The organism is Limosilactobacillus frumenti DSM 13145 (assembly GCF_001436045.1).
GTDB lineage: Bacteria > Bacillota > Bacilli > Lactobacillales > Lactobacillaceae > Limosilactobacillus > Limosilactobacillus frumenti.
Genome location: NZ_AZER01000014.1, coordinates 43,436 through 57,543, shown reverse-complemented (window position 1 = coordinate 57,543; position 14,108 = coordinate 43,436). Strand labels below are relative to the sequence as shown.

The 14,108-nt window shown below is 43.0% G+C and carries 12 protein-coding genes; 5 read left to right on the top strand and 7 right to left on the bottom strand.

All coding sequences use genetic code 11. From position 1 onward, the window contains the following. Positions 1–13 precede the first annotated feature (13 nt). Together FD27_RS03435 and FD27_RS03430 are read right to left on the bottom strand one after the other, a co-directional pair. A complete protein-coding gene (locus FD27_RS03435) occupies positions 14–796 on the bottom strand; it encodes a tyrosine-protein phosphatase (RefSeq protein ID WP_057749563.1) in 783 nt (260 codons plus the stop codon). 52 nt (positions 797–848) lie between these two features. After that, positions 849–1,802 (bottom strand): SGNH/GDSL hydrolase family protein, encoded by a 954-nt coding sequence (locus FD27_RS03430; protein WP_057749560.1) that lies wholly within the window; start codon positions 1,800–1,802, stop codon positions 849–851. A gap of 217 nt (positions 1,803–2,019) precedes the next feature. Between FD27_RS03430 and FD27_RS03425 the strand changes: the two genes are divergently transcribed. From FD27_RS03425 to FD27_RS03415, 3 genes are all read left to right on the top strand, one after another. Next, positions 2,020–3,198, top strand: a complete 1,179-nt coding sequence (locus FD27_RS03425) for a galactokinase (protein WP_057749557.1) — start codon at positions 2,020–2,022, stop codon at positions 3,196–3,198. 222 nt (positions 3,199–3,420) lie between these two features. Then, a complete protein-coding gene (locus FD27_RS03420) occupies positions 3,421–4,869 on the top strand; it encodes a UDP-glucose--hexose-1-phosphate uridylyltransferase (protein WP_057749555.1) in 1,449 nt (482 codons plus the stop codon). 80 nt (positions 4,870–4,949) lie between these two features. Continuing rightward, positions 4,950–5,942, top strand: coding sequence for a LacI family DNA-binding transcriptional regulator (locus tag FD27_RS03415; protein ID WP_057749552.1), 993 nt, complete (start codon positions 4,950–4,952; stop codon positions 5,940–5,942). A 77-nt stretch (positions 5,943–6,019) separates the two neighbouring features. On the opposite strand, the gene FD27_RS03410 is transcribed toward FD27_RS03415, so the two are convergent. Both FD27_RS03410 and FD27_RS03405 read right to left on the bottom strand, forming a co-directional pair. Continuing rightward, positions 6,020–7,600 carry an amidohydrolase gene (locus FD27_RS03410; RefSeq protein WP_057749549.1) on the bottom strand — a complete coding sequence of 527 codons (1,581 nt, stop codon included), beginning with the start codon at positions 7,598–7,600 and terminating at the stop codon, positions 6,020–6,022. 17 nt (positions 7,601–7,617) lie between these two features. After that, a complete protein-coding gene (locus FD27_RS03405; RefSeq protein WP_057749546.1) occupies positions 7,618–8,289 on the bottom strand; it encodes a YczE/YyaS/YitT family protein in 672 nt (223 codons plus the stop codon). Positions 8,290–8,499: 210 nt separating this feature from the next. Between FD27_RS03405 and FD27_RS03400 the strand changes: the two genes are divergently transcribed. Beyond that, complete coding sequence (locus FD27_RS03400) at positions 8,500–9,783, top strand: dicarboxylate/amino acid:cation symporter (protein WP_057749543.1); 1,284 nt, start codon at positions 8,500–8,502, stop codon at positions 9,781–9,783. A gap of 39 nt (positions 9,784–9,822) precedes the next feature. On the opposite strand, the gene FD27_RS03395 is transcribed toward FD27_RS03400, so the two are convergent. Further along, positions 9,823–10,278 carry an Lrp/AsnC family transcriptional regulator gene (locus FD27_RS03395; protein ID WP_057749540.1) on the bottom strand — a complete coding sequence of 152 codons (456 nt, stop codon included), beginning with the start codon at positions 10,276–10,278 and terminating at the stop codon, positions 9,823–9,825. A gap of 223 nt (positions 10,279–10,501) precedes the next feature. Here FD27_RS03395 and FD27_RS03390 point away from each other — a divergent pair, with 223 nt between their 5' ends. Further along, the gene (locus FD27_RS03390) at positions 10,502–10,966 is read left to right on the top strand and encodes a universal stress protein (RefSeq protein ID WP_057749537.1); all 465 of its coding nucleotides are present in this window, start codon (positions 10,502–10,504) and stop codon (positions 10,964–10,966) included. A 137-nt stretch (positions 10,967–11,103) separates the two neighbouring features. On the opposite strand, the gene FD27_RS03385 is transcribed toward FD27_RS03390, so the two are convergent. Together FD27_RS03385 and FD27_RS03380 are read right to left on the bottom strand one after the other, a co-directional pair. After that, complete coding sequence (locus tag FD27_RS03385; protein WP_057749535.1) at positions 11,104–13,056, bottom strand: sugar MFS transporter; 1,953 nt, start codon at positions 13,054–13,056, stop codon at positions 11,104–11,106. A gap of 189 nt (positions 13,057–13,245) precedes the next feature. After that, positions 13,246–14,091: a metallophosphoesterase gene (locus FD27_RS03380; RefSeq protein WP_057749533.1), complete on the bottom strand. Its 846-nt coding sequence runs from the start codon at positions 14,089–14,091 to the stop codon at positions 13,246–13,248. Positions 14,092–14,108 lie beyond the last annotated feature (17 nt).

Genomic DNA, 14,108 nt, shown 5'->3' with positions numbered 1-14,108 from the left:
AACTTGACCTCCCTTATTCTAGGTATTGATGACGAAGATCAGTTAAGTCTCCCTGTGTTAATTGTAAGTAATCGGTGAGGTAGTGGTCAACGTCGCCAAAGTTATTTTTGATAATTGTTAATGCCTGTTGGAGATAATCGAGGGAAACAGAACCGAGTGCCCGTCGATTTTCGACAACCGTGTCACTTTCGCCTTCTGCCCGGAGCATTTGAAGCCAGTTGTGCCGAAAATCGTAAGTCGCTTCATTTGTTAAGAGGTAATCCTGCTTAATTGTTTCCATTGGCACTTGGAGAGCGGAGAGAATCAAGAAGGCCCCCATCCCTGTCCGGTCTTTTCCAGCAGTACAGTGGAAAAGGGTAGCGCCATCATTGTTTTCCAACAGTAATCGGAACATTTCTTGGTAAGCTGCCTTAGCAGTCTCAACAGTGGCCATTCGGCGGTATACGTCAAGCATATGCCGATAACCATTTCCTGCCTGAGCCATCCGATCAGCAATCTCTTCGTCACTATGGGAGGCATCTGTTTCATCAGACTTAAATACTGGTAAATGGTGATATGTGGCAGTATTTGGCACGTGGTCTTGCGACCGTTTAACTTCTTCAGGAGCCCGGAAATCAAGATCGAGGGTCACTGGAATATTGGCCAATAACTGTAAATCGTGATGATTTAAATTAGCTAATGAACCGGAACGAATAATTTTATGCCATTTTACATGATGACCATTAGTGGTTTCGTAGCCACCAAGATCACGGAAATTTTGACCATTTTGGATATTGAGGAGTCGTTGATTGTTCATTTATAGGACCCTTTCTACTAGAAAGTCGAATTCTTTTATATTGTACACTTTTTCACTTTAAAAAGGAGCGGAGAGCTTTGGCTAATTGGTGACCACAATGGATAGAATCCTCTTGGTTAGGATGGAGACCATCGGTGTATGATGGGTGCCAGCTTGCTGTTTCAATTATTGGTAGTGCCCGCTGATGAGCTAAGGATCTGATTTGGGAAGCAAAGGATTGCTTAAAGGGGATCATGATAACAATGGGGACATTATCAAATAAGTGGTGGACCCGGTTAAGCAAGTCATCATAAGCAGCTGTAAACTGGTCGATCGAATAACGGCGGTCATTAACACCCAAATTAATCACCACAAGGTCTGGATGATCAGGTTGCCATCGCGACACTGCATCTAGTTGTGATAAATATTGACGGGCGTCGGGAACGCCACCGGTAGCTTTCCGCAGGACGCCACCAGCTGAATAAGCAACCCGTATCCCAAGTGTGTCCAGGTCATCACACGCGATACCAACATAATTAGTTTCGGGTCGATAATCAAAGGCAGCATGCTTACCCGTCACCCAACAACCAGCCGTAATGGAATCACCAATAAAATCGATCATTGCTTTATGAGGGGCACTGGTTAATTGACCACCATCTATTATGATATCAGTCACGCCAAAGCCCTCCTGACCACTCCAAACTTGATCGAGGTCACTATTACCAGCCGTAATAATCTCAATGAGGTGTTGTTTAGGGGAACAGTTGATAGTAAAGCGGTGGTTGATTGCTGTAACTCGTTGCCAAGAACGTCCGTCGATTCGCCAGGCCCACATTTGACTTGGGCCAAGCGAATTATGATAATTCGTCACTTTAACAACTAACTGGGTACATTGGTTACTAGTGAAGCGTAAAGTACTGCCGAGATTGGTGGTATATAACAGCGGTTGCTGATGAATAACTTTAATAAACCATCGTCCACTGGTTTGCTGTAAATCAAGTAGCTCCTGAGGTCCAAATTCATGCATTGTTGCTCCTCCTTTGAACAATATTATAAGTTTTTAGGAATCTTAAGAAAAGCAGTAAATGCACTAATACCGCCGTTTGTGGAAACCGCTTTCAAATAAACACTGTCGAATATGAAAGCGCTTATTGACAAACTAAGTAAAAAAGACTAGATTATAGTTTAGTAAAAGTTTACTAACTTGGAATTACCACGATAAAGTGGTTATGGAGGTATTTGAAATGGATAAGCAACAATTTCTCGATGAGTATCAAAACGTCTTCAAGGAACCTGGTAAGGACGTCTTCTTCTCACCAGGTCGAATCAATGTAATCGGTGAACACACTGACTACAATGGTGGGCATGTTTTCCCATGTGCTATTAGTATTGGTACTTATGGTGTTTATGGGCCACGTGAAGACACTAAGGTTGCTATTTATTCTGCAAATTCCGCTAAGGTTGAAAACAGTAAGATTATCACCTTTGATATCAACGATGATCAACCCCAAACGGCTGACGACGAAAAATGGGTTAACTACTTCAAGGGAATGTTAGTTTATCTTAAACAACGCGGTTACAAGATTGACCACGGATTCAATTTCTACATCCATGGTTACCTGCCATATGGTTCTGGATTATCATCATCAGCTTCAATTGAAATGCTGATGGGGTGCATCCTGAAGGAAGAATTCAACTTAGATGTTGACCAATTAGACTTGGTTAAGTTGGGTCAAAAGACTGAAAACGACTTTGTGGGCTTGAACTCCGGAATCATGGACCAGTTTGCTGTTGGTATGGGTAAGAAGGACAATGCCATTTACCTTGACTGCAACACCTTGGAGTACAAGTACTTACCACTGGAATTGGGTGACTACGAAATTGTCATCATGAGTACGAACAAGACGCACTCATTAGCCGGTTCTAAGTACAACGAACGGGTTCAACAATGTGAAGAAGCTGTTAAGCGCTTGAACAAGAAGCTGCACATCAACAAGTTAGGTGAAATTGATTCTGACACATTTGATCAATACACTTACCTGATCAATGATGACACCCTGTTACGCCGGGCTCGTCACGCAGTTAGTGAAAACGAACGGACTAAGAAGGCCATTGACGCAATGCAAAAGGGTGACCTCGAAGAATTGGGTCGCTTAATCAATGCTTCTCATGTTTCCTTGAAGTACGACTACGAAGTTACTGGTAAGGAACTTGATACTTTAGCAGAAAACGCTTGGAACCAACCAGGGTGCTTAGGTGCTCGGATGGTCGGCGGTGGATTCGCTGGCTCTGCAATTGCGATTGTGAAAAAGTCTGAAGCAGATAACTTCAAGAAGAACGTTGGTAAGATCTACAAGGATAAGATTGGTTACGACGCTAGTTTCTATGACGCTGAAGTTGTCGATGGACCACATAAGTTGTAATAGAGTGTGAAGCCGTGAAGAGCCCTGTATGTCTAGCCTAGTAAGGTGCTTGAGGTGCGAAGCACATCAAGTATCCTTACGTAGCTAGACACTAAGGGCTTAGGCTGAACACGTTTCGCCTTAGTAGCATTAGAAACCCGGCGAATACGTTTCGACTCGATAGCAGTAGGAATGTCACCTAATTTTATTCATCATTAATTCAATAAGTGAGGAAAGTAGAATATGAAGTTAATTGAAAAGTTTGCTGATCAAATCATTGATAGTGGTGCTTACAAGCCCCTTGATAAAATCTACGTTATGAACAAGATTCGGGGATTTGTTGGCGATGAAGATGTTGATGCCACTGACGATAAGCCAGTTGTTGCCCAATTAGTTGACTTGGCCGTTAAGCGCGGCAAGATCGAGGATGGTCAGACTGAACGTGAAATTCTCAATGACCAATTGTATGATTTGATGACACCACGGCCATCTGTTGTTAACGAAACTTTCTGGGAGAAGTATCAACAATCTCCTGAAGAAGCAACGAACTGGTTCTATCACCTAATGACTAGCAACGATTATGTTAAAGTTGCGGCTATCAAGAAGAACATCGTCTTTGACAAGCCAACTAAGTACGGTAACTTGGAAATCACGATTAACCTTTCTAAGCCTGAAAAGGATCCAAAGGCCATTGCCGCTGCTGCTCATGATACAAAGAAGAAGTATCCACAATGTGCCCTTTGTATGGAAAACGAAGGGTACAAGGGTCGCTTAGGCCAAGCAGCACGGTCTAATCACCGGGTTATCCGGATCAACGTTGGCGGCCAAAAGTGGGGCTTCCAATACTCACCATATGCTTACTTCAACGAACACTGCATCTTCTTAGACAGTAAGCATGAACCAATGCACATTAATCGGCAAACTCTGATTAACTTAGTTGAAATTGAAAAGCAACTTCCCGCTTACTTTGTTGGTTCTAACGCTGATTTACCAATTGTTGGTGGATCAATGTTGGCTCATGAACACTATCAAGGTGGTCGGCACAGCTTCCCAATGATGAAGGCTGAAATCAAGAAGCCATTGCACTTTGACCAATACCCAGACGTTACGGCTGGAATCGTTAACTGGCCAATGAGTGATATTCGGTTGACTAGTGCTGATACGACCCAATTGATTGACTTGGGAACGCACATTATTGACGTTTGGGATCACTATGATGACGAAAGCTTGTCCCTGAAGGCCTTTGATGGTGATACTCGTCACCATACTGTTACCCCAATCATGCACCGGGATGGCGCCAAGTTTGTTCTTGACCTGGTATTGCGTGACAATAACACCAATAAGGAATACCCACTGGGCATCTTCCACCCACACAAGGAATTGTGGCACATCAAGAAGGAAAATATTGGTCTGATCGAAGTAATGGGTCGGGCAATTTTACCAGCACGATTAAAGAATGAATTAGCTGAAGTTAAGAAGTACTGGTTAGGTGAAGATAACAACATTGCCGAAAGCCACTTGCCATGGGCAAAGCAAATTGCTGCTAAGATGGATATTACCAAGGATAATGTTGACGAAGTAATGGAACAAGAATTGGCTAACGTCTTTGCTAACGTTCTGGAAAATGCTGGAGTCTTTAAAGATGATGAAGCCGGCAATGCTGGCTGGGATCGGTTTATTGCCCAACTTTAACTTTGGTCTAGACAAAATGGCTAAATCGGTTTAAGATACAAAAAACGAGTAGTAAACTTTTAGTGAAAGAAGTGAGTTTGATGGCCGCGACCTTACGTGATATCGCAAAACAAGCGGGAGTTTCCATTGCGACAGTTTCACGGATTTTAAATAACGATGCAACTTTGTCAGTAAATGAAAACACTCGTCAGCGGGTCTTAGCAACTGCTGAGGACTTAAATTATACTAAACACAAGCGGACGCGGACCGACCAAGTGCAACGAGTAGCAATCGTTCAGTGGTACTCACTTACTCAAGAGCTCGATGACTTGTATTACATGGCTATCCGAATGGAAATCGAACGGGCGGCTCAGCAAAAGGGGATTTCAACGGTACCAATTTATCAAAATGACCTCGAAAAGATTCCTAGTAATGTCACGGGAATCATCGCAATTGGTAAGTTTAGTAATTCGCAAGTCCAAAAGCTCCGTTTAGTTACTAACAACATCGTATTTGTTGATTATGATAGCCTGTCTGCTGGTTATGATTGCTTAGTGCCTGACTTTGAGAATGCCGTTCATTCAGTAGTGAATGAGTTTTTAAGCGAAGGTATTGAGGATATTGGAATGCTTGCGGGAACGGAAACGACGACTGATAACGAAATTGTTCCTGATCTTCGTCTCCAGTACTTCGAGCATGACCTTAAAAAGCGTGGTATTTTTCACCCTGAATATATCTTTACGGGTGACTATAGCTCGATGTCCGGTTATAATGCGATGAAGAAAGCAATCGCCGACCTCGGTGATCGTCTTCCCCATGGGATCTTTATCGCCAATGATCCAATGGCAGTGGGGGCACTGAAGGCGGTTCAGGAGGCTAAGATCGCCATTCCGGATCGGTTAGCATTAATTTCTTTCAACGATACGGCATTGGTTAAATATGTTTACCCAAGTATGTCGGCGGTTCATGTGGGCACTGATGAAATGGCCCGGGCAGCTGTTGAAGTGATGGCTAAACGCCTAGCTCACCCCGCTAGTGATCCATTTAAGACCGTTGTGGGAACCCATTTGATTAAACGACAAACAACAAAATAACCTTGTAAAGTAAAACAAAGGCTAAGCACTTGATGAAGATGAAGTGCTTAGCCTTTTTAGTTTAATGTTAATGATAATTATTTAGCCTGGTAAACTGGTTGGCCGTTCATCCAGGTTTCTTTTACCCGGACGTTTTGCAGGTCCTCATGATCAACGGTAAAGATATCCTTGTTCAGGATCACAAAGTCGGCTGCTTTACCAACTTCCAGTGTTCCGTTGTCATCAAAGCCGCCAATTTTGGCACCATCACGAGTGTAGCCTAAGACCGCTTGAGGAACGGTGATGGCCTCTTCAGGGTTCACCAGATCGCCGTTAGCCGCCTTCCGGGTCACTGCAGCATAAATACTATAGAAGGGACTATCAGGCTCTGCCCATGGGGTACATGGAGCATCGGAACTTAATCCTAACATTGCTTGTGAATTGAGCATTGTTTTAACTCGGTAAATTAGTTTAAACTGTTCAGCATTTAAGTAGTTCCGGTAAGATTCATCTTCGGCAAAGAAGAAAATTGGTTGGGTAACGAGGGCATACTTCATCTTACTGTGGGCAATCTGGTCAAACATGTGATCGTTCATCAGAGAAGCATGTTCAATCCGGACGGACGGCATTTCCGGCAACCATGGGTCCAGGTCTTTGATGACATCGATAACTGTTTGAATAGCCTGGTCACCCATTGCGTGCACGGCTAACTGCAGTTTATTATCGCGCGCCATCTTAACGGCTCGCCGTAATTTTTCAGGTGAGGTCAAGCTAACGCCCATTTTACCTGATGGGTATGAGACAGAATTGTTAGCAGTTTCACCGGAAATGGATCCATCCATGAAGACTTTAATACCAGCAACTCTTAATTGTGCGTCCCCACTAGGCTGCAATCCCTTTTGGGGGTCAATTTCGTCAAAGACATAGTAGATGGATGCCTTAGGCTTAAATCCCCGCTTCACGGAATCTTGATATAGCTTAAGAGTCGTATATGGTTTCATTCGACCCATCATTTCGCCAATTGCAACAATTCCATTTTGTAAGTAGTGACGAGAACTGTTGACCATATTTTGCACATCGTTGTCGTAGCTCTGTGCTGACTTTGCCCGAATCAGCAGTTGTGAAGCAGCCACTTCCCGCATGAACCCGGTTGGCCGACCGTTAGCATCCCGTTCGATTTTTCCACCAACTGGGTCCGGTGTATTTTCATTGATTCCTGCCAGCTCTAAGGCTTTGGAATTACCAACTGATGAGTGGCAATCAGACCGGTAAATAAAGATCGGCTGGTCCGTGGAGACGGCGTCAAGGTCGTCACGATTAGGACTTCGATGCTCAGCGAGCTTAGTTTCGTCAAAGCCCCAGCCTTCGATCCACGTATCTGGGCCTTGACCATAAGCGGGAGAGTGCCGCAGGGCAGTTTGCATTTCCTTAATGCTATTCACGTTTGGTGGTGTACATGCCACTCCGTGTAAAGCATCAGCAATATACTTGGGGTGAGTATGGCAGTCGATGAGTCCCGGTAATACCGTTTGGCCATGTAAGTCGATGACGTCGCCTTCAGGAGTAGGATCGTTGCCAATCCATTTAATCCGTTGCTGATCATCAACAACCATGCCGTTGGCAAAATCAGTTTCGGATGTACCAATAAAAATCTTACCGTTAATAAAAGTTTGTGACATTGTTCATCACGATCCTTTCACTTCTTATAATTCAAATGGTGATGCAATTGCGGAAAAATGTGCTGGTCGGACCAGCCAATCAGGTATCCTTGGGTGAGAACGTTGTAGACCGTTCCGAAGTTAACCGCTACTAACCGGTGGGCACCGATTGCTGAGATAATTACAATCAGAATAGGCGGCACATAACTGGTCCACTGTGACCACACTGATGAACCATGCATAAACCGAAAGCGAAGGATGTATGGGAAGTCATCGTTAGGGTGCATGATAAGGTTGGCGCGTTGGTAAATGGAAACGGCCACTGCAATCCCGAAGAGACCAATAATATCGAGAATGACCCGCCACCAGATATTAAGACTCGGCACACCAATGTAGTTAAAGAATTCTGCAAACCACTGCAGGATGTAGCTGAAGGGCAAAATATACAGTAGATTTCGAATAAGGCGGAAATAATCAAACCGTCTGAGTAGCAGGAGATTAGTCAAGGCTACAGCAATCCCTTCAAGGAACAATGTATTCCCTAATGACCAGTGAACCCAGTTGCTTAGGTTAGCAGCGGAAGCCGTCCAAATGGCACTCCCCATGTTAGTAGAGACAGTTAATCCATTGGAACAGGCATTTAAAATAATTGATATAGCTAGAAATACCCAGCGGCCGGGCAGACTATTCGCCCATTGTTTGGACAAAATGACACCTTCTCTTTAATAAAACTTCCTTTACTATCGTAACTGAATTAGCAAAAAAATTGAACCGCTTTCAACAATAAAATTAAAGTGAATAAAGTTAACTGATTGCCGTCAAGTGTTCGCTTTTTGCAAGATGAAATTAATATTATTGGTCAATTTGCCTTTAAGTTGTGCTAAAGTAGAACAAGATGATTTAAGGGAGATTGATTTAACTTGAAAAAATATCGAATCACCCGTCTTAGCATGGGTTGGCAAATAATGATTGGACTAGTCCTGGGGATTATCTGCGGAATGATTTTTTATCATAATGCCGCTGCCATCACGGTTATGCAGAGCCTTGGGACAATTTTTATTCGCCTGATTCAGATGATTGTCATGCCGATTGTTGTATCGTGCCTGACTGTCGGAATTGCAAACATGGGTGATATAAAGAAGCTAGGAAGAATTGGTGGTAAAACGATAATTTATTTTGAGGTCCTAACAACGATCGCTATTTTATTAGGATTGTTGGTTGGTAATATCACTCATCCTGGAACTTTTATTGATATCCATAAATTACATGCCACTAATATTTCGCAATACATGTCAACGGCTAAAACGGCTGCCCATAATAGTGGCTTTTGGCAGATTATCCTATCGATTATTCCGACGAACATTTTCAAGTCAATGGCTGATGGGGAAATGATGCCGGTCATTTTGTTCTCAGTCTTTTTTGGACTGGGGATCGCTGCTGTCGGTAATAAAGCCAAGATTCTTATTGACGTCCTTAATGGAGTATCAGAAGTTATGTTCAAGGTGACTAATTGGGTAATGAAGTTTGCCCCAATTGGTGTGTTTGGCTTAATTGGTATGACGATTGCCGAAATGGGAATCAGTGCGTTGTTGCCGTTAGGGCTGTTTATTGTAATTGCCTATGCGACAATGTTAATCTTTATTGTTGTTATTTTGGGAATTACGGCTCATATTTTTCACTTGCGCTACTGGAAAACGATGCATGTTATTCTTGATGAAATTGTTCTGGCCTTCACCACGGCCAGTTCTGAAGTCACGTTGCCGCGATTAATGCGAAAGACTCAGGACATGGGGGTTAGTCAGGGAATTGCCTCATTCGTCATTCCAACTGGCTATACCTTCAACCTTGATGGTTCCGCAATCTATCAATCATTAGCGGCCCTTTTCTTGGCTCAAGCGTACGGCTTGCATTTATCTTTTGCCCACCAGTTGACGTTATTAATTGTCTTAATGATCACTAGTAAGGGGATGGCAGGAGTGCCTGGGGCATCCTTTGTCGTCTTGTTGGCATCTGTTTCCACCATCGGTGTGCCAATTGCCGGACTAACCTTCATTGCCGGAATTGACCGGTTCGTCGATATGGGACGGACCGCAGTGAACGTGGTCGGAAATTCCATTGCTACTTTGGTTATTGGTGAATCCGAACATGAATTAAACCGTGAACAATATAATGAATATCTTGATAGCTATGGCAAAAATAAATAGATAGCAAAAAAGCCCGCCATTAATGGCAGGCTTTTTTGGTTATTCATTATCCTCTGGTGTTTTAAGCTGTACTCCGCGATGTTCAACGCTCGTCGAGAAAACAATCTGCGTACTGGTTTTTCCAAACCGTTGTTGAATTTGGTTAATAAACTCGTCCAAATCCGCAGTGGAAGGGAAGACGACCTCCATTACTTCGGAGAAGTCCCCAGTCACACAGTTACATTCAATCACGTTCGGAATGGCTTGAACATACGGATAGAATTCAGGCTTTTGACGTGGTTCAAGTTGGACTTGAACAAACGCTTTGACATGAAAATTAATTTTTTCAAGGTCAATGCTTGCCTGATAGTTCTTAATAATTCCTGCTCGTTCCAATTTATTGATCCGGGCAGCAATTGCTGGTGAGGAAATGAAACATTCCTTCGAAAGCTCCTTCAAGGAAGCACGGGCGTTTGTTTGAAGGATGTTGACAATTTTACGATCGATTTTGTCCATACTAATAGTGATCACCTGAATTCTGGTCTGATTTAAAAATAGTTAAAATATCCTAATGAAATCTTAATCTTATTTATTGATGATTGTAAGCGATATGGTAAAACAAGTCAAATCCTTTTAGAAAATGAGTTGCTGACAAGATTGTGAAAATAGTGCTTATCGATATCTCAACAAATGTTATAATAATACTAAATGGATTAGATGTCCGAATGGAGGCTCTATTATGAATCAAGAATACGAAAACATCCTAGTGCCAGTTGATGGTTCCAAGGAAGCTGAATTAGCATTAGGCCGTGCCATTGCAGTTGCTAAGCGGAACGATGCTCATATCGACCTGTTAAATGTGATCGATACACGAGCAATGGCTTATAACTTTGCTGGTATGTCTGATGGCAGCATTGCTTACCAATTAGTTGATAAGTCGAAGCAATACCTGGATGACCTGTTAAAGGATGTTAAGGATAAGCAAGGCTTTGACAACGTTGATATCCACATTCGTCTGGGGAATCCAAAGACCATTATTTCATTTGACTTCCCTCGTGACCACAAGAACGACATGATCATCATGGGTGCTAGTGGTTTGTCACGGATGCAACGGGCCATTATGGGATCAGTTACTTCATACGTTAAGCGGAATGCTCCTGTTGATGTACTGGTTGTTCGGACGGCCGTTGATCAAGTTAAATAATTATATAGATATTAATAATGTAAGCGAGTAGAAGCTGGTTGTAGTTTCTACTCGCTTTTTTGTACGCAAAAACAGGATGCAACAATGATCGTCACATCCTGTTTCTGTAAGAGAAAGAATGTATTAATGGTTAAGAATTACTTTTCAGTATCCTTCTTGGTAACTTCCATTACATTATCCTTAGCAGTGACAGTTTGATCAGCAGTAATTAATTGCTTAAAGTCAAACTCTTCACTGTTAGTAACGGTAACAATAACAGTATCATCAAGGCCAGCCTTCTTAATCGTTGGGTCCCAGAATTCCATTAATTCTTGGCCCTTTTCCACGTGTTGACCCTTGTTGAAGTAAGTTACAAAACCGGTACCGTGTAACTTAACAGTGTCGATCCCAATGTGGATCAGCAGGGCAACACCGGTGTCAGACACTAACCCAACAGCGTGCCGCGTTGAGAAGGTTGCCCGAACAGTACCACTGAATGGGGCATAGACCTTACCATCAGATGGCTTGATTGCAAATCCTTGACCCATGTTACCATTGGCGAATGCTGGGTCACTAACGTTCTTAAGATCAACAACCGTACCAGCAACTGGTGCAGGAATTTCAGTTACACCAGGTTTAGTAGGTGTAGCTTCTTTAGCACCTTCATTGTCGTCGGCAGTCTTATTAAATTGCTTACCCCAAGTTTGTTCCAATTCGGCAACGATCTTGGCGTGCATCTTTTCATCCAACTTAACTTTCCGGTTGAAGATTAAAACGGAGATAACTAAGAGAATAGCAGGAGCTAAGAACATCACTAACTTGAACTTCATAACACCAGTAGCGGAAACAGTTGATGCAGTGGCGCCAGCCGTCATTCCGGCAGCGATGGCCGTTGGGCCGATAATCCAACCAGAAACGGCACCAGCGAACTTATCAAGCAGTGGACGAACGGACAACGTTAATGATTCATCACGGTGTCCTAACTTCAACTGACCATATTCAACCGAGTCGGTAATGGTCATCAAAACAACTAAGAATACCAGTGGTTGTGGAATGAAGAATAATTCAGCACCCACAAGCACGAGGGCTAATGATTGGCCAGCAAAAGCAAAGACAATTAGGCCTAGTGCCAAGACGGCAATTGAACCATAGAAGAGCTTCCGCCGACTGATCTTACTAGTAAACAGTGGGAACGTTAAAACAGAGATGACACCGACAATCGTGTTCAAACCACCAAGAATAGACAGTGCCTTGGAATTACCCAGAATGTAGGTAAAGTAATAGGTTTCCATTGAGTTCACCATGGTAATACCAGTGGTGTAGAACAAATAAGACATAGCGATTGAGAACAATTGGTCGTTCTTAATCAAAATCTTGAAGACATCTTTCAGCTTCGTTTGTTCCTTGTTTTCACGAAGGAGTGACTTCTTTTCATTAGTACCAAGACCAACACCAATTGCGGTGATGGCAGCAACAGCAGCGACAATGGCAGCGAAGATGAACCAACCACGGTCATCACCGGTACCACCGTTTTGCTTAACGGAGAAGAACAGAACCATTGGCATGATAACCAAGGTAACGATCTGAGCACCAACAGTTGAACCAACCCGGGCAAACGTAGCAATTTTATCACGTTCGTGTGAGTTGAAAGACAGTGCTGGTAACATGGACCAGAAACCAACATCATTGAATGAATAGAAGATATCCATCACAATGTACAAAACGGCAAACAGAACCAAGTACAGGTAAGGACTGGAAACACTCAGACCACCTAGTGGCGTAAACAGTGCTGCCAAAATAACGGCTGAAATAATTCCACCGCCGACAACCCATGGCTTGAATTTACCCCAACGTGTGTTAGTCCGGTCAATGGCGTTCCCAATCATTGGGTCGATTAACAATTCAATAATACGAAGAACGGCGATGATCGTCGTAACAATCAAAACCATGTGATCATCAAATGCTTTGTTACCAGAGTTAAACAGGTGACTGGTAACGTACATAATAAAGTAAGTAGAGAGTAAGGCATAGAAGGCATCGTGTCCGAAAGCACCCATCGAGTAGGCGAAACGAGCACGGCCAACATGTTCATCGCTCTTGTGACTATCCATTATTGACTCCTCTTTTCTTTAGCTACTTTGAATAAGTATTCGGTTATGATGTTAAGCGCTTACATAAAAAATGTCAACAATGTTTTAGTAAAATTTTACGAATTAAATTAATCTTAAGAAATAAAAAGGCCGCGAACGGCGATCTCATGCGGTTTGTGTTTTCACGACAAAATTATGTGAATTTGTTAATTATGGTAGGGTAATTGTGCGTATGGTCGTTTTCCACTGGTCAATGAAAGTGGCAGCTTGCCATTCATTGTGGCGCTTATTTTTGACGCCAACTGCTTGGTGATAGTAGCGAACGTGGTTAATGGTTTGAGTGGGGTGAATTCTATGAAGGTGTCCATAAAATACCCCTGCCACGTCAGGGTCACTTTCCAAGAGCTGACCGAGTTCGTCACTGCCCATCATCGCATTGATCATCTGGTAAAAACGATTTTGACGTTTTGTTATGACTTGTGTTGGTTTCGGTGCTAATAACTGGTGATGGGGTGCAAAGTGGGTCAGCAAGAAGACCTTTTTGTGATCCCGGCGGGCAAGCCTTAACTGCACCTTTACTTGTCTTAAGACCAGTTGCATTCGTTCCTGGTCAGTCATTGGCTGCTTAATAAGACTGTCAATCCAGTACACACGTTTCCAGTCTGCCACTGCTTGCGGGTCATTGCGGAATTGAGAGAAGGAGTAATCATACCAGCCATTATTACCGACCATTCGATAACCGCTACTACCTAAGTCAACGAATCGGTTATGAAGGTATCGCGGATCGTCAAGGTGTTCAACGACGTTAAATGGGGCATTAGCAACCATGTCATGATTGCCAGCAATGTAGAAGACCCGACAGGCATTGCCCAGTTCCGACTGTAAGCTAGCAAAATAACGACGGGTTCTGGTAAAGTTATTGAAAAGGTCACCACCATGAAAGTAGTAGTCAATATGGTGTTCTAATAGCCATTGTGACTGTTCAGCCATTATCGACGGAATGTCGACTCGGTTAACGTCCAAGTGATTATCACTAGAAATTGCGATTGTTACCATAAACGAACCTTCTCTTG